Source organism: Nostoc sp. TCL26-01, assembly GCF_013393945.1.
In the GTDB taxonomy this organism is placed as follows: domain Bacteria; phylum Cyanobacteriota; class Cyanobacteriia; order Cyanobacteriales; family Nostocaceae; genus Trichormus.
Genome location: NZ_CP040297.1, coordinates 3,614,024 through 3,634,011 on the forward strand (window position 1 = coordinate 3,614,024; position 19,988 = coordinate 3,634,011).

Sequence of the window (19,988 nt, forward strand, 5' to 3'; positions counted from 1 at the left end):
ATGGTCAATAGTCATTAGTCAATGGTCATTAGTGATTTTGTTCTTGTCCTTTGACAAAAAATAATGCTTAAAAATAAGGATTCCCTAGAAATACCAGGGAATCACAATTGTGGATTAAAAATTTTTGCAACTCTTCAACCTTACCCAAAATTCTTGTAGAGACGTAGCAGTGCTACGTCTCTACGTCTGTTATGTTGCACTCTTCGTTGTCAAGCGATAGATAAAAGCTTTAATTGCAAACTGTGGCAAAGCTAACATTCTCCGCCAACGCCAGGGTTCTTTATAAAGCCGATATAGCCATTCCAGATTATTATTAGCCAACCAAGCGGGAGCGCGATTTTTTGTGCCTGACCAAATGTCAAAACTACCACCAACACCAATCCAAATTGCTTGAGGACACAAATGACGATTTTGGGCAATCCATAATTCTTGACGAGGTACACCCAAACCGACCAAAATCACTTGGGGTTGCAGTTGAGTGAGGATTTGGTGAAGTTGCTGTTCTTCTTCTGGAGAGTGGTAGCCAGAATGAGTCCCGACTATGTTGAGATGAGGACTCTTTTGTTGCCAATAAGTTGCTGCTTGTGTGGCTACTCCTGGCGCACCTCCATAAAAAAATATGGTCTTGTCTGTCTGCTGTTGACCGATTTCTTGCAATAGAGTTTCTGCTAGTTCAATTCCTGGACAGCGTTGGACTTTTTGCCAAAATAGCCACCGCAAATACATCACTACCCCTGCACCATCAGGAATGACTAACTCAGCATTCTCAATTACCTGAGCCAGGGATGTATTTTGCTGCGCCTGCATTGTCATTTCTGCATTGAGGGTGACAACATGAGCGCCTTGTTTTTGTTGTAAGCATTGCAGTAGCCAGCCTGGGTAGTTACTCATCACATGGACTGGTATTCCCAGTACGGAAAACACTTTAGGTGGTTGAACCATAGCCTTTTATCCTCACACCAGATTCTCTCGAACGATAGTTTATCAAATTTTTTAATGGGATGTCTGAGGACTCAGCACCTGAGTGAAAAAGCTTAAATTACCTTTGCAAATAGACTAAATTATGAAAATAAACCTGGAATTTGGTATTTATCAATGATAAATACAACTTATAGTAAGTCAGGAGCTTTTTATCATCGATTTTTGACAAATGTCTATAAAAATTAACTTTATACTATCCAACCGTCAAGAGGTCAGATAAGGTAATTAACAAATACAACAGAAAAATTTTAGTCAAAACATCTTATGCTAGTTTTTTGGCTTTCATCAAGAAAGTCCCAGCTATATTTAAGTTGTCACCTTACCTTAGTTCCTACACCTGCCACAATAGAAGTATAATTTCATGCTTTAGTGGAAATAGATGACTGTATGTAGGTTTTGTTCACGCTGATTTTATGATTGAAGTGGTAGATTATTGAGATTATTTATCGAGTTAGACTGTGATCAGCTGGTGATCCACCAGTCTATATGGGTGAAAATTATATATTTATTCTTGTTTTTGGGTACTTCGACATTTATTTTAGAAACTGCGTCTATGAAGAATTTTGAGTAACCTCGGTTTTCCAGTTAAGCTAGCATGACGGGTAGAAATTGACTATGAGTAAAATTCGGATTGCGCTGATTGAAGATCATGATCTTACCCGTGTGGGTATTCGGACAGCACTTTTACAAAAAGAAGAAATTGAAGTTGTCGGAGAAGCTGCCAATGCGGCAGAAGGCTTAAATATGCTGAAAAAGGTACAACCAGATATTGCAATTGTCGATATTGGTTTACCAGATAAAGATGGAATTGAATTAACACGGGAACTCAAATCCATAAGTAATGGCAAAGATTTGCCCACAAAAATATTGATTTTAACTTTGCGTGATAACAAAGAAGCTGTTTTGGCAGCTTTTGCGGCTGGGGCTGATTCTTACTGCATGAAAGATATTAAGTTTGATAATTTGCTAGAAGCGGTGAGAGTAACTTACAATGGCAACGCCTGGATTGATCCAGCGATCGCCAGAATTGTGTTACAACAAGCACAACAAAACCCTGCCAAATCAGAAACAGCAATAGGAGAAGCAAAAAATACTGTTGTCAACCCAGAAAATACGGATAATGTGGACACCATTGACCCCTATATCCTGACAGAAAGAGAATTGGAAGTATTACAGTTGATTGTCGAAGGCTGTAGCAATGCAGTCATCGCTGAACGCCTGTACATCACAGTCGGCACAGTCAAAACCCATGTGCGGAACATTTTAAACAAACTCTGTGCTGATGACCGCACCCAAGCCGCCGTTCGTGCTTTGCGATCGGGACTAGTAGGATAGAGTTGATGCTAAGTTTAACAACATAGCTTTCCACATAAAGTGTAAAAAATTAAGAGTAAAGTTATACTTGTAACCAAAACAACTTTGTCAGTATAAATAGCTAACAATAGTTGTTTTTGGCTATTTGGTGAGATAAACACAATATCTCACCACAGTGTTCTTATGAAAACGAAAGTCTAATATGACAGAAACCGAGGTAGAAAAACTCAAGCTCATGGTAGTGGACGATGAGCCAGATAACTTAGATTTACTCTACCGCACCTTTAGGCGAGATTTTCAAGTATACAAAGCCAATCATGCCCGGGTTGCCTTAGAAATTCTGGAGCAAAAAGGCGAAATGGCTGTGATTATCTCAGACCAAAGAATGCCAGAAATGAACGGCACTGAATTTCTCAGTCTCACAGTAGAACGCTTTCCTGATACAATTCGGATTTTATTGACAGGCTTTACAGATGTGGAAGACTTGGTAGACGCTATTAACTCTGGCCAAGTCTTCAAATACATCACTAAGCCTTGGAATCCGGAACGGCTGAAGAATTTAGTTGACCAAGCTACTGATACTTATCGCCTGGTTAAAAAGCGGACTAAAGAGTTGCGGCGTTCCTTGCGGCGAGAATCTTTATTTAACGCAGTCACAACGGCAATTCGAGAGTCCTTAGATTATGAGAGTATGCTGCAAAAAATAGCAGCCACAATAGGTCAAACCTTTGAAGCAACTTGTTGTCTCCTCAGACCAGTAGAAGGTAATCATCTGACACTAGCTCAGTTTTTTTACCAAAATCCGACCTACGATTTATCCGAGAGTGCTTTTGAACCAGAAATTTTCATGAAAAAAGTACTGGAAACGGGTCAATATCAACTGGATCAAGATACCTATAATGGCAGCCCTTGTCACTATTTATCCGTACCACTTTCTTATCAACAGCATTTATTAGCTGTACTAAGTTTATACCAATGGGGACGTGAGCAGCCTTGGCAAGCAGAGGACATTCAATTGATTACAGGTGTGGCAGAACAAGCCGCACTAGCGCTTTCTCAAGCAAAACTGTATCAACGCCTCCAAGAAAAACAACAGCAAATCAGCGCTGAATTAGAAGTTGCGCGACAAATTCAGCATAATTTACTCAGGCAAAACCTCCCCGATATTAAAGGCGCAAAGATACAAGCTTGTTGCTACCCTGCGCGAGAAGTGGGAGGCGATTTTTTTGAAGTCTTTGTTCATCCCACCAAAGGCGATTTGTGGTTAGCTGTCGGTGACGTTTCTGGGAAAGGTGTACCGGCTGCTTTATTTATGGCTAGTGCTATTTCTGTGTTGCGTCGAGAATTATCTCAAGAAGTGCCAGCCGAACCCAATATAGTCATCCAAAATCTTAATCATGCTCTCTGTGATGACTTAATTGGCAACAATTGCTTCATTACCTTTGTCTTAGCTTGTTATACCCCTACTACCAGGGAACTAGTCTATGCCAATGCTGGACATATCTACCCATTAGTTTGGTCACGTCAAGTGAATACAACAGAATCACCAGAATCACCTAACTATCTTAAAGTCCGGGGTATACCCGTGGGAATTTTACCAAAGTGGCAAGCTCCATCGGGTCGTTTAGTTCTCGCACCCGGAGATACGTTACTCCTAACCAGTGATGGGATTACAGAAGCAATAGTATCCAATAATCTATTAAACACAGTAAAAACCGTGGGTGGCGATGAGCCAGTTAGCCATTCTATGCTGAATCAAGAAGGTCTGTGGCAACTTTTACAACAAGAACCCCAACCACTCTCTCTTAAGCATTTGCTAGCTCGCATCCAAGCAGATAACTATGTGCAAGAAGATGATCAAACTATACTTTCACTGGAGATTTTATAAGTTATGAAAAGTGAACTTCATGTACCAAGTGATTTGAATTATTTAAATATCGTTGAACATTGGTTATTAGGGTGCTTAAAAATAAAGTTAGGAGAATCTGTAGACTGGTCACGACAATCTAGTCGTTTACGTCTGGCTTTGGTAGAGGCTTATTCTAATGTTGTGCGTCATGCTCATAAAGAGCAACCAAATTTACCGATTTTGTTGCGTTTAGAACTCAAAGAACGGGATATTTCCTTAGAGATTTGGGATTACGGCATAGGTTTTGATATGTCCACATACTTTCCACCTACTCCAGGAGATAAGCAAGAAGGTGGCTATGGTTGGCTAATTATGAATCGTTTAATGGATAAGGTGGAATATCAGTTGCAAGTAAACGGTGCTAATTGTCTCAAGTTAGAAGCGACACTTCCAGAATTGGTCAAGTAAAGAGGCTAGTGAGTGGTGAGTGCTGAGTAGTGAGTGCTGAGTGGAAGTCGGAAGTCGGAAGTCGGAGGGTGCTGACTAATGACTATTGACTATTGACTAATGACTATTGACTATTGACTAATAATTAATCTTTCAGCTTCATAATGAAAAGTATGTATCCGCTAAATTTAAAATGCGTACGATCGCAGAAATTAACGAGAAAATTAACCATCATAGGGCGGTTGTATTAACAGTTGAGGAATTAAAAGCACGAGTTGTCGAAGTTGGTGTGAGCAAAGCTGCCAAAGAGGTGGATGTCGTCACTACTGGCACTTTCGAGCCGATGGAGTCAACTGGTGCAATTATTAATTTGGGACATACCGACCCACCAATTAAAATTCGTCGTTGTTGGTTGGATGGTGTACCCGCATACAGTGGGTTTGGGGCTGTGGATTTGTATCTAGGCGCTAGCTGTCCTGTCGATGTGATGGATGGTGAAGAAGTGCGGGAACGTGGTGGGGGTCATGTAATTGAAGATTTAATTGCTGGTAAACCCATACACGTGAGAGCGCAAGGACAAGTAACTGATTGTTATCCGAGATCAACTTTTGAAACTACTATTACTCGTGAAACAATCAATCAGTTTTATTTATTCAATCCCCGTAATCTTTATCAAAATTTTATCGTGGGTGTGAATGGAGGCGATCGCCCACTGTTTACTTATCTCGGCCCACTTCAACCCCGATTGGGAAATGCTGTTTATTCCAATCCTGGAGCCATTTCTCCCCTGTTCAATGACCCAGAGTTACAACTGGTTGGCATTGGTACAAAAATTTTTTTGGGTGGTGGGGTTGGTTATGTGGCTTGGGAAGGAACTCAACATTTTCCTTTACAAAAGCGTTTAGCTAATCAAACACCAATTGGCCCGGCTGCTACCCTGGCTTTAATTGGTGATGCCAAAGGAATGGATGCTCGTTGGGTGAGGGGCTGTTATTTTAAAAGCTACGGCCCTTCATTGATGTTGGGTGTAGGTGTACCACTGCCAGTCCTAAATGAAGAGGTTATAGAACACTGTGCAGTCCAAGACAAAGATTTAGTCGCACCGATAGTAGATTTTTCCATTCCCCGGCGTGTTCGTCCTACATTTGGCTTGGTGAGTTACGCCCAACTCAAATCTGGGCGTATCACCATCGAGGGTAAAACTGTACGAGCTGCTCCTTTGGCTAGTTTATTTCTATCTCGGCAAGTTGCCTTAGAACTAAAACAGTGGATTGAAGCAGGTAGTTTTACCCTTACAGAACCAGTTGCGCCTATACCCAAAGAGCGCTCTTTTTTACCCCAAGATCGTTGGGTGGATTTTTAGGGGGTAGGCGAGCAGAGGAGCAGAGGAGAATAATTAATTACTACTCAGCACTCAGCTCTCAGCGCTCCCTATTCCGTTGGCTTAGGTCGCTTAATTGGTTTCGGTGCGGGTGTTTTTGGTAGGGGTTTTGCTACCGCCGAGGGTTCGCCACCGACTTTTTTAACAGGACGGGGGGTTTCACCGCCACGTCTGGGGGGGAATGGTTTTCTGGAACCTGAACCACCACGGGGGCCACCTTTGAATGGTGGTCTGCGTTTTTTGGGTAGGTCAGCGATCGCTTCTGCCGTTTCTACTACCAATACATCAGCTTCTCGCTTGGCTTGGAAGTCCCAAAATTTACCTACGGCTTTGGTGGTCAGCACACCGCGCAGTTTTAGTTTAAAATATTTGGCCTTATCTGTGGGTTTCCGTGGCGCTTGCTTAATTTTGATCACTAAGCTTTTAGTGTCAAAAGACTGGTAAACGACTTCACCACGCACGGAAAAACCACCATCGGAAATATGATACGAAGGTACTGGAGGATTTGCAGCTGCTGCTGACTCATCATTTACACCTTCATCAGTAGTCTGTAAATCTGGTGACTCCGAATCTGGTTGATCGTCTTCTTTGGATGGTTTAGATAGGTTTTCTGGCTCCCACACACCTACAATTTGGATGTGTAGGCTGTCGTTTTCTTGTCTTGTACGGGGATAAACTACCCACAAATGGTCTTTTTCCAGGTCTAGGTGATTCTTAACTAAACTCATAATCCGACCCAGGAGGACGGCATTGAGTTCTGCACCATCTGTGGTCAGTAAGATACCTTGGGTAAATTGTTCATCGCTAGCTTTGTAGCGACCTCTAACTAGACCAATGGCTCGGTATTGCATTGGCTCGCTAGGAGGTGGAATTGGTTGCTGGCGATCGGCTAGGTTTTCATCTGTGGTAATCTCGCTAGAGTTGTCTGGCACGTTCTCAACCTTAGTGGACTCGGTAGCTGCTATGTGAACACTAGTAGCCACTTCTGTCTTGGTTTGAGGTTGTTCTGAGGCAAAAGAGTTGGAGGATTCAGGCGAAGGCATCAGGTCGGAATTCATAAAAACTCCTTGGAGCGGAGACACATCCCAATTATGGGACTTGACTAAGGCAGCTAAAAAGCGTTTGTGTGATTGATGAAAGTATATTTGCTTTTCACAAAATCACACGAGAACGCTCTATACAATTTTAGAGACGCTGAACTTGTAATTCTACTCTAAATGTGTAATGTAGCGCCTTTAAACTAGTTTCGGAAGCATATCATAGCTTCTATTTTCGTGGCTCTTCCTAAAGTCATCACTTACTTTAGCAGTGCAACTAGCAGGTTTGTTATAAAATTCACAGGTATTTGGCAGTATTCCGCAAAGTTTTGCAAATTTTTAACAGATGGATTGGGGATTGAGGATTAGGGATTGGGGATTGGGCAGAAGACAATACCTGTTCTTCCTCATGTACCCAGTACCCAGTACCCAGTACCCAATTCCCAATCTCCGCTTATCTGTGCCAATAATAATGTGATTAGAGTTTTGGAGGGCATCAAAATCGTGTCTCAACCGCGTAATCGCTGGATAGTCCAAATTATTTTGGCACTGGCAGTTCTGGTTTTTGTAGGTGTTTCTATAGTTCCTATTATTGGGGCGCTGAATAACAGTTCATCACCCAATCAGAATAATGCTGGTACTCCAAGTAATGTACCTGCTTCCGATCAAAAATCTAAGTTGGAAGATGAGGTGCGTGGTTATGAGCTGGTTTTACAACGGGAACCAGAAAATCAAACGGCATTAAAGGGTTTATTACAAGCGCGGTTACAACTTTTAGCGTTGAAGCAAGGTAATATTCAAGGGGTAATTGAACCTTTGGAAAAGCTAGCCAAGCTAAATCCTGATAAGTCAGAGTATGGTGTGCTGTTAGCTCAAGCCAAACAGCAAATTGGCGATAAAGAAGGTGCGGCTCAAGCTTACAGAGCAATTTTAGATACCAAACCTGGTGATTTAAAAGCTTTACAAGGGATGGTGGTTTTGTTGTTAGATCAGCAACGCCCTGAAGCAGCTGTCGGTTTATTGCAAGATACCCTTAAGAATGCTGCCCAAGCCAACAAAATTCAACCGGGAAGTGTGGATGTAGTTGCTGTAGAGATGTTACTGGGTAACGTTCATGCTGCCCAAAAACGCTATCCTCAAGCGCTGGCTGCATTTGATGAAGCAATTAAGAAAGATGCTCAGGATTTTCGCCCAGTTTTGGCAAAAGCAATGTTGTTAAAGCAACAAGGTAAAATCACAGAAGCTAAACCTTTGTTTGATAGTGCTTTGGCTTTAGCTCCTACTCAATACAAAGACCAAATTAACAAAGCTGCTGCTGCTGTGCCTACTACTCCCACCCCACCCGTTGCTGTGCCTACAACACCTACACCTGAAAGTAGTCCTAAGCAGTGAGAGAGTGAGAGAGTGCTGTTCGCCCTTGGCGTTTCCGAAGGGTGTGCTGTTAGCGGAAGCGGGGCGTTTAGCCCGTGCTGAGTGCTGAGTAGGGAGTGAGGGAGTGGGGGAGACAAATCAATTCAAAATTCAAAATTCAAAATGGAAGAAGGGGACAAGGGGACAAGGGGACAGTGAGATAAGAATAATGACTAATGACTATTGACCATTGACCATTGACCATTGACTAATGACTATTGACCAATGACTAATGACCAATGACTAATGACTAACCAAATTGACAACGGCAGCAACTAGTTCTTCAGCGTTGAAGGGCTTGGATAGATGTAGGTGAAAGCCGGCATTGAGGGCTTGCTCTCGATCGTATTGTCTGGCAAAGGCGGTTAAGGCGATCGCTGGAATTTTTCCTCCTTGTTCTTGTGTCCAAGTTCGCACTTCTTGGATGAACATATAACCATCCATATCTGGCATACTGATATCACTAACTAAAACATCTGGTTTAGTCTGTGGCAGCATTTGTAATGCTTCCCTTGCTGAAGCTGCCATGCTTACCTCGGCCCCCTCTTGTTCTAATACAAAAGACACAAAATCTCTAGAATCAGCATCATCATCAACAACCAAAGCTTTGATCCCAATTAAAGGTAAAGCTTTGCTGGTGAATAACGAAGATTGATTTGGTTCATCTGTAACACGCTCACTTTCTATTGCCAAGATTGGTAATCGGACGGTAAAAGTTGCGCCTTGTTCTTCACCCTGGCTTTCTGCTGTCACAGTTCCACCATGGATTTCGACAATTTTCCGCACAATTGCTAGTCCTAGTCCTAACCCACCAAATTTTCTGGTAGAACTGCTATCTGCTTGGCGGAAGTAATCAAAAACATAAGGTAAAAATTCTGGAGTAATTCCTTTACCTGTGTCACTAACAACTATTTGTGCATAACCTTCCACCTCTTCTAAACGCACTTCTATGTTGCCGTTCTTGGGTGTAAATTTGACAGCATTGGAAAGCAGATTCCAAAATACTTGCTGTAGCCGAGCAAAATCACCCATCACTTTTCCCACCGTGGAAGCAAATCTTTTTGTTACTTGAATGGACTTAGTTTCTGCGGCAAGACGCATTGTCTCTAGTGCGGTGGAAATGACGATTGCTAAATCAATCTTTGTAATATTAATTACTAGCTTACCCTGTAAAATTTTGGAGATATCTAACAAATCTTCAATCAGTTGTACTTGTAGATTGGCATTACGTTCTATGGTGGCGATCGCCTGATTCATTTTCACCGGATCTAGTTTCCGGCTTTGTAATAATTGCGACCAGCCAAGAATCGCATTTAAAGGAGTGCGTAATTCATGAGAAAGTACTGCTAAGAATTCATCTTTAATCCGGTTAGCTGTTTCTGCTTCAGCCCTTGCTGCTTGCTCTAATTCCAGCAAATGCGCTCGTTCTTCTAGTATTTGTTTTTGTTCATGAATATCTGTACAAGTCCCAAACCACTTAACTACACGTCCTTGTTGATCTTTGAGTGGTAAAGCACGTGCTAGTTGCCAACGATAAGCCTCATCAGCCGCGCGTTTAAAGCGATATTCATTCTCATATACAGTTCCGCAACTGACAGCATCTAACCACACTTCATAAGCGCGTGCCAAATCATCTGGGTGCAGCGCTGCTATCCATCCAGAACCCAATGATTCCTCCATCGTTAACCCAGTATACTCACACCAATTCTGATTAAAATAATCAGTCTCACCTTGAGCATCAGTTGTCCAAACAAGTTGAGGAATCGCCTCAGCTAAGTAACGGTAGCGTTCTTCGCTATCTCTTAAAATTTCTAGGATACGTTGACGTTCAGTAATTTCTTGTTGTAACTTTTCGTTGGTTTTTGTAATTTCATCAGTACGTAAATTTACCAGTTCTTCTAAATGATTCTGATATTTTCTTAATTCTGCTTCTATTCTTAATCGTTCTGCTATTTGGGTTTGTAGTTCTTGATTGGCTTGTTCCAGTTGAGTCGGACTCGGAAGTGCTAAAGCTTGTGGAACCAAAGGTATCAAAGCTATAGCCGTAAACACAGATATTGTTGCTGTGACAGCCTTTAAAAACCCCGACATCCAGTATGTAGGATACCAAAGAGTCCAAATTTCCATCACATGAGTTGTGCCACAAGCTACAATAAATCCACTAAACAACAAGAAAATCCAATAAAATGGCAAATCTTGTCGTTTACGGACAAAATAGAACAATGTCGCTGGAATAGAATAGTATGCTAATGCAATTAAGCCATCAGATACTATGTGTAACCAAACTAAATCGGTCTTCCATAAATAGCAGTGTCCATGTGGTATGAATGGGGATGAGTTAAAAAAATAAGTCCACAATTCTGACATATTGATGTTAGATAGATACTCCCGCTTCCAAGATTTAGGGAAATTATTATTTAAGCCTTGGTAGAAAAATATTTAGTAAAAACCAAATTATTTAGTTATATAGCAATCCTATTTGATTTTTAGCGTCAAAAGCCGCAGATGCCTGACAGAATCAAAGAGATCGGAAATGTTATTTTTTGTGAAAGATGGGGGATAGGGGATAGGGGACAGGTGACAGGTGATAGGGGACAGGTGATAGGGGATAGGTAATAAGCAATAGGTAATAGTTACCACTCTCCGACTTCCACTCAGCACGGGCTAAACGCCCCGCTTCCGCTAACAGCACTCACCACTCAGTACTCAGCACTCTCTCCGCACTTTGCTGTAAGATAAATACTCTGAAGACTGTGGATAGGGGGATACTAGGGTTGGCTACTCTTGGTGTGAACATAGATCATATCGCTACTATCCGGCAAGCACGGCGGACGGTGGAACCAGATCCTGTGGCGGCGGCAGTACTAGCAGAATTAGGCGGTGCTGATGGGATTACAGTGCATTTGCGAGAAGATAGGCGGCATATCCAAGATAGGGATGTACGCTTGTTGCGACAGACAGTACGCACTCACCTCAATTTGGAAATGGCAGCTACGGATGAAATGGTGGGTATCGCTCTCGACATTAAACCTGATTATGTCACTCTAGTCCCCGAAAAACGCGAAGAAGTTACCACGGAAGGTGGTTTAGATATTGTTGGGCAAATTGCTAGAATGGGTGAGGTTGTCAGTAAATTACAAAGTGCTAATATTCCTGTGAGTTTATTTATTGATGCTGAACCTGCACAAATCGAAGCATCTGTCAAGGTGCAGGCAAAGTTTATCGAACTACACACTGGCAAATATGCTGAGGCAACCAATGAAACCAGCCGTCACCATGAACTAGCTTTATTAGCCGCAGGGTGTGAGCAAGCAATTAAAGCTGGATTGCGAGTTAACGCTGGTCATGGACTCACCTACTGGAATGTCCATCCTGTAGCCATACTACCAGGAATGGAAGAACTAAACATCGGTCACACCATCATCAGCCGGGCAGCTTTAGTTGGCATAGAAAGAGCTGTGCGGGAGATGAAACAGGCGATAAAAGGTGCTGAGTGAGAGAGTGCTGAGTGCTGAGTAATGAGTGCTGAGTGGGGTGTGTGGTGTGAAGCAGATGAGGCGATAACGTAATTACGTAGCTTGCTTCTCGCATGAAGGCGAGTATTACGAATTACGTAGGCGCAAGCCTTCCCGTAGGGTATTACGAATTCCTCTAGAGGGGTTGTTACTGCGAAATCTGGAAAATTCAGTGAAATTTTGCATTTTTTTATGACCGCAACACAATCTAACAGTCTTCCGCTTTGGGTGCAAGATAGAGATCAGGTGATTGCCGAAAGCGGGGATACCCAATGGCGTTATCAAACTCCACCAGATTATTCTCGCTCCAAGGAAAATCTTGCTAAGGAGAGTACACGCAATCATTTAGAAGGTACACTGGAGGCGATCGTCCAGAACTTAGTCAGAACCTTTGAGATGGAGGTATCTTTCAAAACTGAACCGCAGCAGTGGTTGTCAGTTGTGAATGAACAATTTCGTGTCAGTACCAATGGTGGAGTAGAGTACACAGCAGCAGATTTAGCAGCCCAAGGTACTTACAATCTGTTTATGGCGGATTCTCAACATTACAAAGCATCTCAAGAAAGCTTTGAATCATCCGCAAAAATCTTTCATACAACATTTCCTCAAGGCTTTCCCTGGGAGGTGCTAGAAGTTTACTCGGGTCCACCGAATGTCACATTCAAATGGCGACACTGGGGGCATTTTCAAGGTACATATAAAGATTATGCCCCGACTGGAGAGACAATAGAAATTATCGGTTTGAGCATTGCTCGCGTTACCGATGACCTGAAAATTATTTCCTTGGAACACTATTTTGACAACACGCTGTTTTTAGACAAACTGACAGCTGGTGGTAAAACCAATAGTCAAACTAAAGGAAGTAGCTGTCCTTTCAGTTCTTGGTTCAAAAAATCTCACAAGAGTTAGTTTGTAAGAGGACGTTTGAAAAGTCTGTTTCTTTGTCATGTTGAATGCAGCGTAGCGGAATGAAACATCTCGGTATGTGCCACAAAACCTAGATTCTTCCTGACGCGGAGCGTAAGGAAGAATGACATTTTTATACCTACTGAAACTTTTCAAACACCCTCTAAGGGTACAGGGTTAATACTGTACCCTAAAATTATTAGCAACTAGAGGTTAAATGACAGTGCAAACATACTATTACGTTTTGGCTAGCCGGCGGTTTTTGTTACATGAAGAACCTATCGAAGAAGTTCTCAAAGAACGAACTCGTCACTACCATGAACAAGAAAAAGAGATTGATTTTTGGTTGGTTTCTCAACCAGCATTTTTAGAAGCGCCAGAAATGGCAGAAATTAAGTCTCGTTGTCCCCAGCCAGCCGCCGCAATTATTTCGACTAATCCTCAGTTTATTATTTGGCTCAAACTGCGTTTAGAGTACGTCATTACAGGAGAATTCCAGGCTCCTTCTGATAGCATACCCAATCCCGTGGCATCTTTGGCTACTGCGTAGTCATTAGTCATTAGTCATTAGTCAACGGTCAAGAATTTGAATATAGATGAGTTTTGACTGTTGACTCTGGACTATTGGCGAATAACTACATAAAATCTTTTAAGAAATTCATTTATTTATACATTTTAATTTTGTGCAAAAATTTGCAACTTTATCTAGTGTATTAGGATTAGCGATCGCCGGAACAGGTTTGATGGGTGGTATAACTTCTGCAAACGCCCAATCTGGTGTTCCTGCGTGCCAACCTCCCACTGCTGGTGAGTATCTGCTACTGGTAGTTAGTCCCACCGCAGAAAATCAAAAGCAGCTACGTAACGCTTTACCCAACGAAATTAAAACTACGACTTGCCAATATCTCAGTGATACGGTAACGCGGATAGGTGGGTTTAAGAGAATCGACGATGCTAACCGTTGGGCTAGGTACATCAACAACATTGTCGGCTTGTCTGCTATTATCACTACACGACCAGGGGAAACACAATCGCCACCACAAGCACAACAACCACCAGTTCCCACTGTTGCCTATAATCCTCAAGCTTTGGGTGAGGGTTATGCTGTATTAGTAGATTATTTCAACCGTCCAGAACTATTAACTAGCGTACAACAGGCTGTAGGGGGTAATGTCGGCTTGGCTTCCTATGGACAACGCCCTTACTTATTGGCAGTCTACACCACCAATCAACAAGAAGCTTATAGAACACTGCAAAGACTCAATGAACGTGGTTTTTTTGCCGTGCTGGTAGATAGTCGTAAGGTGATATTATTGCGATCAGTTGTGAGATTGTAAGGGTTGTTAGGCAAGGGTCATTGGTCAATAGTCAATAGTCATTAGTCAATAGTCATTGGTCAATAGTCATTGGTCAATAGTCATTGGTCAATAGTCATTGGTCAATAGTCATTGGTCAATAGTCATTGGTCAATAGTCATTGGTCAATAGTCATTAGTCATTAGTCAACAGTCAAATTATTCACTCCCCCACTCACCACTCAGCACTCCCTCACTCCCCAAATCAGTTACCAGTTATCAGTTATCAGTTACCAGTTAATAAACGTTCACTGTTTACTGTTCACTGTTCACTGTTTACACCCCTCACTCCCTCACTCAGCACTCCCCTGTCACTATCATCAAGCCCCACAAGATACCGAAACGGACTCTTTTGGAACGACGAATTGATAAATCGGCGGTTGTTAGCAGGTGGTGGAGTTCGTTTTGGTTGTAACAACCTTTGTAGGCTGGGTCAATAATTCTGAGTATGATGTCTAGTAGTTTACACGATAGGTAATCTCGACACCAATCTAAGATAATTAGTCTACCATTTGGTTTGAGAACTCGTCTCATTTCCTGTAGTACGGTATTGGGGTTGTCAAAGTAGTGAAAGGAGCTAGCTGAGACAATGACATCAAAACTATCATTAGCAAATGGTAGGGATGCTGCACTGGCATTGTAAAACGAAAGTTGAGGGTAAGAGCTACATTTTTGTTTGGCGATCGCCAGCATTGACTCAGAAATATCTACCCCAACCATTTGTTGTAATGGGTTCTCGCTCAAAATTAATCTTTCAAACTCACCAGTCCCGCACGCCACATCCAGCACAGTCTCCTGTGGTGATATATCGGCCCAGGTTTTCAGAAAGGATAATGTGTTAGATATATAACTTTGCCAACGTGTATCGTAAATTGTAGCCAATTTGTCATACTGCTGACGAACTCTAGCTTCAGCCATAGAGATGTTTGTAGAGAATATAAAACTTTGGCATCCCGAAACACTTTGGAATTTAATCAATTAACCGACTTGGGAAATTACTTGTCCAATTTCTTGCAATGTTATACCTGTTGCCAACATTGCCCGAATTAATAGTTCTATCGAAACAGAAGCATCAGCATTTTCTGCATTGGCAATTCGGGATTGACTGGATTGGATTTTTTCGGCTAATTCTGCTTGTGTCATCATTTTCTTGCGCTGTTCTTTCAGCTTACGACTTAAAGCTAATTTAATCTCAATTAAAGCATCTTCTTCTTTTGAAGTCTTTAAAAATTCTGAAACAGTTCCAACTTTCCAACCTTTTGCTTCTAATCTTTTTCTCTTTACTTCATCCATAATTTTACTATTGTAATTAACCCTCTTTAATCACTCTTGTCAGATAAAAATCTAAAATCCTTATTTTTCAAGACTTTTATCAATCTAAGCGTAGGTTGAGTTGAGGAACGAAACCCAACATCCGAAAACCCTGGTTTTGTTGGGTTTCACTTCGTTCAACCCAACCTACACCTATTTTTATTTCTCCAAAGTGATAAAAGAGGGTTAATCTTGTATGTCTCAATCGTATTTACTCAATCATTAAAACTTCCAACTATAAAAATATCTCACTTTCAAAGGTAAAATTCATGCGGCAATTATTTTACGCTTGAAAATATTATCTAAAAATTTCATGATTTGGTGTTGGGTTACGGCGCAATAGAGCTTTACCATGTTGCCGTCAATATCTTTTGTGTGCTTCCAACCAACCTACAAGAAATTCTAAAATATTACTCATGATCTACGTCTTCAGGAGATTTCTTGCCGTTGCCAACATCACCCGAATTAATAGCTAAATGTAGTTAAATGTAGGGTGTGTTGTCGCACAGCGCAACGCACCATCAATAATTATCGATGCGTTAGACTACTGCATAATACACCCGAAAAATTACAGAGAATTGATATTTATTCATATACATGGAATTTTTATCACTGATTAATGACTATGGACTATTAACTACTAAAAAAACCCTAGCCAGTAAAGCAATAGTGATACCCAAAGCCGAACCCGCTATTACTTGTACGGGTGTATGTCCCAACAATTCTTTGAGTCTATCTTGACTAAAATCTGGTTTCTCGTGAAACAATTCATCAATCATTTGATTTAAGATACGGGCTTGCTTACCCGCAGCTTGACGGACTCCAGCCGCATCATACATGACAATGATGGCAAAAACTGTAGCCAACGCAAAATCAGGTGATGCCCAACCAAGAGTTTGTCCAACACCAGCTGCAAGAGCTGTTACAAGAGCCGAATGGGCGCTAGGCATACCGCCAGTGGTCACTAAAACGCGCACATTCAGTTTACGATTTTTAACTAGCTCAATAAAAAGTTTTAAACCTTGAGCTACAAAACAAGCTACCAGAGCAACCAGCAGCACCCGATTGTCTAAAATGTCTCCTATGTCCTGCATGGTATTTTGGTTAAATTAAGAAGAGTAATGAGTGCTGTGTGGTGAGTCGAAAGTCAACAGTCAAAAGTCAATATTTTTGAATTTTGCGGAAAGTTGAGCCAGTGCGTTGCTTTGGTTCCCCAGGTTGTAGCAACTGGTGTTGCGTGCGCGAGTTTCCCCAAAGAGGTGCAAACCTTTGACAACGAGTTGGGAATTGTTAATGATTGCGACTAGTGATGAAGTGAGCAAGTGCTTTGAGTGGTTCTGCACCTTCTCCAAAAGGTTCTAGTTCTGCACAGGCTGCTTCAATTAGTTGTTGAGCTTTGACACGAGATTGTTCAATTCCCCACAAACTCGGATAGGTGACTTTTTGCGCAACGAGGTCTTTACCTGCTGTTTTGCCTAATTGCTCTTGGGTAGCGGTGATATCGAGAATATCGTCGATGATTTGAAATGCTAATCCAATATTTTGAGCATAGCGTGAGAGTCTTTGGACATCTTCAGGTGATGCGCCAGCGATAATTCCGCCACAGACTACACAAGCTTCTAATAAGGCAGCTGTTTTATGGTTATGAATGAAATTCAGTGTTTCTAGAGAAATGTCTGATTTACCTTCTGATTCCAAGTCAACGACTTGACCACCAACTAAGCCAGCAGCCCCTAATGCTCGTCCTAAACGAGCAATTACTTGTAAGACTCGTTCTCTTGCAACATTTTCTGGGGTGCTGGTGGCAACTAGCTCAAAAGCGTAGGCTAATAAGCCATCTCCAGCTAAAATTGCAATATCATCACCATAAACCTTGTGATTTGTCAACCTACCGCGACGATAATCATCATTATCCATCGCCGGTAGGTCATCATGAATCAAAGACATGGTGTGAATCATTTCCACCGCACAAGCTGTTGGCATAGCCATTTCAATTGTGCCGCCCATCATTTCGCAAGTAGCAAGACAAAGAATAGGACGCAGGCGCTTACCTCCAGCAAGTAGTGAGTAGCGCATCGATTCATAAATCTTTTCGGGATAAATGACAGGGATAGATTCATCTAGGGCAGCTTCACAAAGTTTTTGCCGTTCTTTGAGATAAGCTGTTAGGTTAAATTTGGCTCCCTCTGACATCTTCTGGAGGTTATCAGCTGCTACCATTCTCACAATTCCTTAAATTTTTGGCTCTTGGCTGTGTGTCATACACGTCACAATTTTAAAATGCTCTGGAGCGAAAAGATTAACTCATACCTCAGTAATCATCAAAGATAAATGATAAGTAATGCGTTATATTACGATTTATAATTTTTCATTTATCATTTAGCTTTCCTTGCTCTTTTGCTGTTTGTAAATAGCTGGCGACTGTATTTTGTAATAACAAAGCCACAGTCATAGGGCCGACACCACCGGGAACTGGGGTAATGTACTCAGCCACACCAGCAGTTGATGCAAATTGGACATCGCCAACTAAACGACTCTTGCCATTAGCATCAGTGACGCGGTTCATTCCCACATCTACCACAACAGCGCCAGGTTTCACCATGTCAGCAGTAATTAATCCTGGCAAACCGGCGGCAGCAATGAGAACATCGGCATTTTTGGTGATAGATTTAAGTTCATGCGATCGCGAGTGAGCAATAGTCACCGTAGCGTCAGCTTCCAGTAGCATCAAGGCCATTGGTTTCCCAACTAAAATACTCCTGCCCACCACGACAGCCTGCTTTCCCCGCAAAGAAATTTCATATTCTTGCAATAGCCGCATGACTCCGGCTGGTGTGCAACTGCGTAAGCCCCTCTCCCCACGTACTAATCGCCCTAGATTGACTGGGTGTAGTCCATCAGCGTCTTTATCTGGCGCTATTTGATGCAGTAGTTTCACCGCATCTAAATGCTCTGGTAGGGGTAGTTGCACCAAGATACCATCCACTAGTGCATCTTGATTGAGTGACTCAATTACATCCTCTAGTTCTTCTTGGCTAGTCTCTTGTGGAAAATGCTGACCAAAGGAAGCTATACCCACCTTGGCACAAGCTTTTTCTTTGTTACGGACATAGGCGGCTGAAGCTGGGTTATCTCCAACCATTAACACAGCCAACCCAGGAGGACGACCAATTTTAGTTTGTAATTCTGTGATTTGTGATGTAAGTTCTTGGTGAATTTTTTCAGCTAAAGCCTTACCATCAAGAGTTTTGGCAGTTTTTGTTTCCATGAGAATTTCTAGAAGATTCACCTCCACTCAATTTATTTTCCCATAATGTGGGAAGGAGGGAGTGATGAGTGATGAGTGCTGAGTGCTGAGTGCTGAGTGATGAGTGCTGTTAGCGGAAGCGGGGCGATGCAGCCCGTGCTGAGTAATGAGTGCTGAGTAATGAGTGCTGAGTGAGGGAGTGAGGGAGTCGGAAGTCTGAGAGTGGTGACTATTGACTATTGACTAATGACTATTGACTATTGACCAATGACTATTGACCAATGACTATTGACTATTGCCTTTTATGAAACAATCAAAAAATTTTTATCGGCTGGGATTAACTTTTCTGTTGGTTGTGGAGTTGTATGGTTGCACTCCCTTAAAAATGTCTGATTTGCGAGAGGGTAATATTGTGTTTGGTCGTAATGTCACCCCTATTCGGGATATTAAACCAGTCCCAGACAAATCAGTTACAGTGTACGTTCAAGGTAAGGTAGAGAAAGAAGTGCCGCTAATAAAGGGATGGGTGTATCAAATTAATGACTCCACTAGCACAATTTGGGTTGTGACTCATCAAAGGAATCTCAAAAATGGAGACTCAGTAGTTATTAAAGGTAAAGTGCTGTATGAAAGCATTCCTATTGCTGGTGAAGAATTTGGGGAAGTTTATTTAGTAGAAGAGTAATACTGGTGACAGCAACTCTAGCTAAAAATTTATGAGTAAACAACCAGTCCACGTAGCGATCGCTATTCTTTACCAAGATAATAAATTTCTCATGCAATTGCGGGATAATATTCCTAATATTCCCTATCCTGGTCATTGGGCGCTATTCGGCGGTCACATCGAACCCGGTGAAACACCAGATGTAGCAGTCAAGCGAGAAATCTTAGAGGAAATTGGCTATACTCTCCCACCTTTTTTTGAATTTGGTTGTTACGCTGATGATGCAGTTGTCCGCCATGTCTTTCACGCTCCCCTGTTGCTAGAATTTCATCAACTGGAGCTAAACGAAGGCTGGGACATGGGTTTATTAACACCAGCCGATATTCGTAAAGGTAATTTTTATTCGGCAAATGCTGGGGAAGAAAAACCATTAGGTGCTACACCCCAGAAAATTTTATTAGATTTTATTGGTGGTCAATAGTCAATGGTCAATGGTCAATAGTCATTAGTCATTAGTCACAACTCTCCGACTTCCACTCAGCACTCATAACTCCCTCACTCTCCCACTCCCT

Annotated in this window: 19 protein-coding genes; 11 read left to right on the forward strand and 8 right to left on the reverse strand. The window is 42.0% G+C overall.

The window, feature by feature from the left end; translation table 11 throughout:
• Positions 1–189 precede the first annotated feature (189 nt).
• Positions 190–942, reverse strand: a complete 753-nt coding sequence (locus FD725_RS15625) for a WecB/TagA/CpsF family glycosyltransferase (RefSeq protein WP_179048973.1) — start codon at positions 940–942, stop codon at positions 190–192.
• A gap of 654 nt (positions 943–1,596) precedes the next feature.
• Between FD725_RS15625 and FD725_RS15630 the strand changes: the two genes are divergently transcribed.
• The 4 genes from FD725_RS15630 to FD725_RS15645 all read left to right on the forward strand — a co-directional run bounded on the left by FD725_RS15630 (position 1,597) and on the right by FD725_RS15645 (position 5,954).
• Positions 1,597–2,316 carry a response regulator transcription factor gene (locus tag FD725_RS15630; protein WP_179048974.1) on the forward strand — a complete coding sequence of 240 codons (720 nt, stop codon included), beginning with the start codon at positions 1,597–1,599 and terminating at the stop codon, positions 2,314–2,316.
• A 181-nt stretch (positions 2,317–2,497) separates the two neighbouring features.
• Positions 2,498–4,183 carry a SpoIIE family protein phosphatase gene (locus FD725_RS15635; RefSeq protein ID WP_179048975.1) on the forward strand — a complete coding sequence of 562 codons (1,686 nt, stop codon included), beginning with the start codon at positions 2,498–2,500 and terminating at the stop codon, positions 4,181–4,183.
• 3 nt (positions 4,184–4,186) lie between these two features.
• Positions 4,187–4,612 (forward strand): anti-sigma regulatory factor, encoded by a 426-nt coding sequence (locus FD725_RS15640; protein ID WP_179048976.1) that lies wholly within the window; start codon positions 4,187–4,189, stop codon positions 4,610–4,612.
• 172 nt (positions 4,613–4,784) lie between these two features.
• Positions 4,785–5,954, forward strand: coding sequence for a homocysteine biosynthesis protein (locus tag FD725_RS15645; RefSeq protein WP_179048977.1), 1,170 nt, complete (start codon positions 4,785–4,787; stop codon positions 5,952–5,954).
• Between the two features lie 68 nt (positions 5,955–6,022).
• On the opposite strand, the gene FD725_RS15650 is transcribed toward FD725_RS15645, so the two are convergent.
• On the reverse strand, positions 6,023–7,030 hold the full coding sequence (locus tag FD725_RS15650; protein ID WP_179048978.1) for a hypothetical protein: 1,008 nt from the start codon (positions 7,028–7,030) through the stop codon (positions 6,023–6,025).
• A 483-nt stretch (positions 7,031–7,513) separates the two neighbouring features.
• Here FD725_RS15650 and FD725_RS15655 point away from each other — a divergent pair, with 483 nt between their 5' ends.
• Positions 7,514–8,401: a tetratricopeptide repeat protein gene (locus FD725_RS15655; protein ID WP_179048979.1), complete on the forward strand. Its 888-nt coding sequence runs from the start codon at positions 7,514–7,516 to the stop codon at positions 8,399–8,401.
• 261 nt (positions 8,402–8,662) lie between these two features.
• Here FD725_RS15655 and FD725_RS15660 read toward each other — a convergent pair whose 3' ends face one another.
• Complete coding sequence (locus FD725_RS15660) at positions 8,663–10,786, reverse strand: ATP-binding protein (RefSeq protein WP_179048980.1); 2,124 nt, start codon at positions 10,784–10,786, stop codon at positions 8,663–8,665.
• Positions 10,787–11,193: 407 nt separating this feature from the next.
• On the opposite strand from FD725_RS15660, the gene FD725_RS15665 reads away from it, so the two are divergent.
• The 4 genes from FD725_RS15665 to FD725_RS15680 all read left to right on the forward strand — a co-directional run bounded on the left by FD725_RS15665 (position 11,194) and on the right by FD725_RS15680 (position 14,177).
• On the forward strand, positions 11,194–11,916 hold the full coding sequence (locus FD725_RS15665) for a pyridoxine 5'-phosphate synthase (protein ID WP_179048981.1): 723 nt from the start codon (positions 11,194–11,196) through the stop codon (positions 11,914–11,916).
• A 210-nt stretch (positions 11,917–12,126) separates the two neighbouring features.
• The gene (locus tag FD725_RS15670; RefSeq protein ID WP_179048982.1) at positions 12,127–12,843 is read left to right on the forward strand and encodes a SnoaL-like polyketide cyclase; all 717 of its coding nucleotides are present in this window, start codon (positions 12,127–12,129) and stop codon (positions 12,841–12,843) included.
• Between the two features lie 220 nt (positions 12,844–13,063).
• A complete protein-coding gene (locus tag FD725_RS15675; protein ID WP_179051557.1) occupies positions 13,064–13,390 on the forward strand; it encodes an MgPME-cyclase complex family protein in 327 nt (108 codons plus the stop codon).
• 118 nt (positions 13,391–13,508) lie between these two features.
• Complete coding sequence (locus FD725_RS15680) at positions 13,509–14,177, forward strand: hypothetical protein (RefSeq protein ID WP_256871957.1); 669 nt, start codon at positions 13,509–13,511, stop codon at positions 14,175–14,177.
• A 314-nt stretch (positions 14,178–14,491) separates the two neighbouring features.
• Here the strand turns inward: FD725_RS15680 and FD725_RS15685 are convergent, their stop codons facing one another.
• The 5 genes from FD725_RS15685 to folD all read right to left on the reverse strand — a co-directional run bounded on the left by FD725_RS15685 (position 14,492) and on the right by folD (position 18,773).
• A complete protein-coding gene (locus FD725_RS15685; protein ID WP_179048984.1) occupies positions 14,492–15,112 on the reverse strand; it encodes a class I SAM-dependent methyltransferase in 621 nt (206 codons plus the stop codon).
• Positions 15,113–15,172: 60 nt separating this feature from the next.
• Positions 15,173–15,487, reverse strand: a complete 315-nt coding sequence (locus FD725_RS15690; protein WP_179048985.1) for a helix-turn-helix transcriptional regulator — start codon at positions 15,485–15,487, stop codon at positions 15,173–15,175.
• A gap of 641 nt (positions 15,488–16,128) precedes the next feature.
• Entirely contained in the window at positions 16,129–16,599 is a 471-nt protein-coding gene (locus FD725_RS15695; RefSeq protein WP_179048986.1) for a divergent PAP2 family protein, read from the reverse strand.
• Between the two features lie 196 nt (positions 16,600–16,795).
• On the reverse strand, positions 16,796–17,725 hold the full coding sequence (gene crtE / locus FD725_RS15700) for a geranylgeranyl diphosphate synthase CrtE (protein WP_179048987.1): 930 nt from the start codon (positions 17,723–17,725) through the stop codon (positions 16,796–16,798).
• 148 nt (positions 17,726–17,873) lie between these two features.
• Positions 17,874–18,773 carry a bifunctional methylenetetrahydrofolate dehydrogenase/methenyltetrahydrofolate cyclohydrolase FolD gene (folD, locus tag FD725_RS15705; protein WP_179048988.1) on the reverse strand — a complete coding sequence of 300 codons (900 nt, stop codon included), beginning with the start codon at positions 18,771–18,773 and terminating at the stop codon, positions 17,874–17,876.
• A gap of 283 nt (positions 18,774–19,056) precedes the next feature.
• Here folD and FD725_RS15710 point away from each other — a divergent pair, with 283 nt between their 5' ends.
• Positions 19,057–19,437 (forward strand): hypothetical protein, encoded by a 381-nt coding sequence (locus tag FD725_RS15710; RefSeq protein WP_179048989.1) that lies wholly within the window; start codon positions 19,057–19,059, stop codon positions 19,435–19,437.
• Between the two features lie 31 nt (positions 19,438–19,468).
• Entirely contained in the window at positions 19,469–19,897 is a 429-nt protein-coding gene (locus FD725_RS15715; RefSeq protein WP_179048990.1) for an NUDIX hydrolase, read from the forward strand.
• The last annotated feature ends 91 nt before the right edge of the window (positions 19,898–19,988 follow it).

Coding starts and splice junctions, on each gene's coding strand:
- FD725_RS15625 (WP_179048973.1), bottom strand. CDS start 942: ATGGTTCAACCACCTAAAGTGTTTTCCGTACTGGGAATACCAGTCCAT.
- FD725_RS15630 (WP_179048974.1), top strand. CDS start 1,597: ATGAGTAAAATTCGGATTGCGCTGATTGAAGATCATGATCTTACCCGT.
- FD725_RS15635 (WP_179048975.1), top strand. CDS start 2,498: ATGACAGAAACCGAGGTAGAAAAACTCAAGCTCATGGTAGTGGACGAT.
- FD725_RS15640 (WP_179048976.1), top strand. CDS start 4,187: ATGAAAAGTGAACTTCATGTACCAAGTGATTTGAATTATTTAAATATC.
- FD725_RS15645 (WP_179048977.1), top strand. CDS start 4,785: ATGCGTACGATCGCAGAAATTAACGAGAAAATTAACCATCATAGGGCG.
- FD725_RS15650 (WP_179048978.1), bottom strand. CDS start 7,030: ATGAATTCCGACCTGATGCCTTCGCCTGAATCCTCCAACTCTTTTGCC.
- FD725_RS15660 (WP_179048980.1), bottom strand. CDS start 10,786: ATGTCAGAATTGTGGACTTATTTTTTTAACTCATCCCCATTCATACCA.
- FD725_RS15670 (WP_179048982.1), top strand. CDS start 12,127: ATGACCGCAACACAATCTAACAGTCTTCCGCTTTGGGTGCAAGATAGA.
- FD725_RS15685 (WP_179048984.1), bottom strand. CDS start 15,112: ATGGCTGAAGCTAGAGTTCGTCAGCAGTATGACAAATTGGCTACAATT.
- FD725_RS15690 (WP_179048985.1), bottom strand. CDS start 15,487: ATGGATGAAGTAAAGAGAAAAAGATTAGAAGCAAAAGGTTGGAAAGTT.
- FD725_RS15695 (WP_179048986.1), bottom strand. CDS start 16,599: ATGCAGGACATAGGAGACATTTTAGACAATCGGGTGCTGCTGGTTGCT.
- crtE (WP_179048987.1), bottom strand. CDS start 17,725: ATGGTAGCAGCTGATAACCTCCAGAAGATGTCAGAGGGAGCCAAATTT.
- folD (WP_179048988.1), bottom strand. CDS start 18,773: ATGGAAACAAAAACTGCCAAAACTCTTGATGGTAAGGCTTTAGCTGAA.
- FD725_RS15710 (WP_179048989.1), top strand. CDS start 19,057: ATGAAACAATCAAAAAATTTTTATCGGCTGGGATTAACTTTTCTGTTG.
- FD725_RS15715 (WP_179048990.1), top strand. CDS start 19,469: ATGAGTAAACAACCAGTCCACGTAGCGATCGCTATTCTTTACCAAGAT.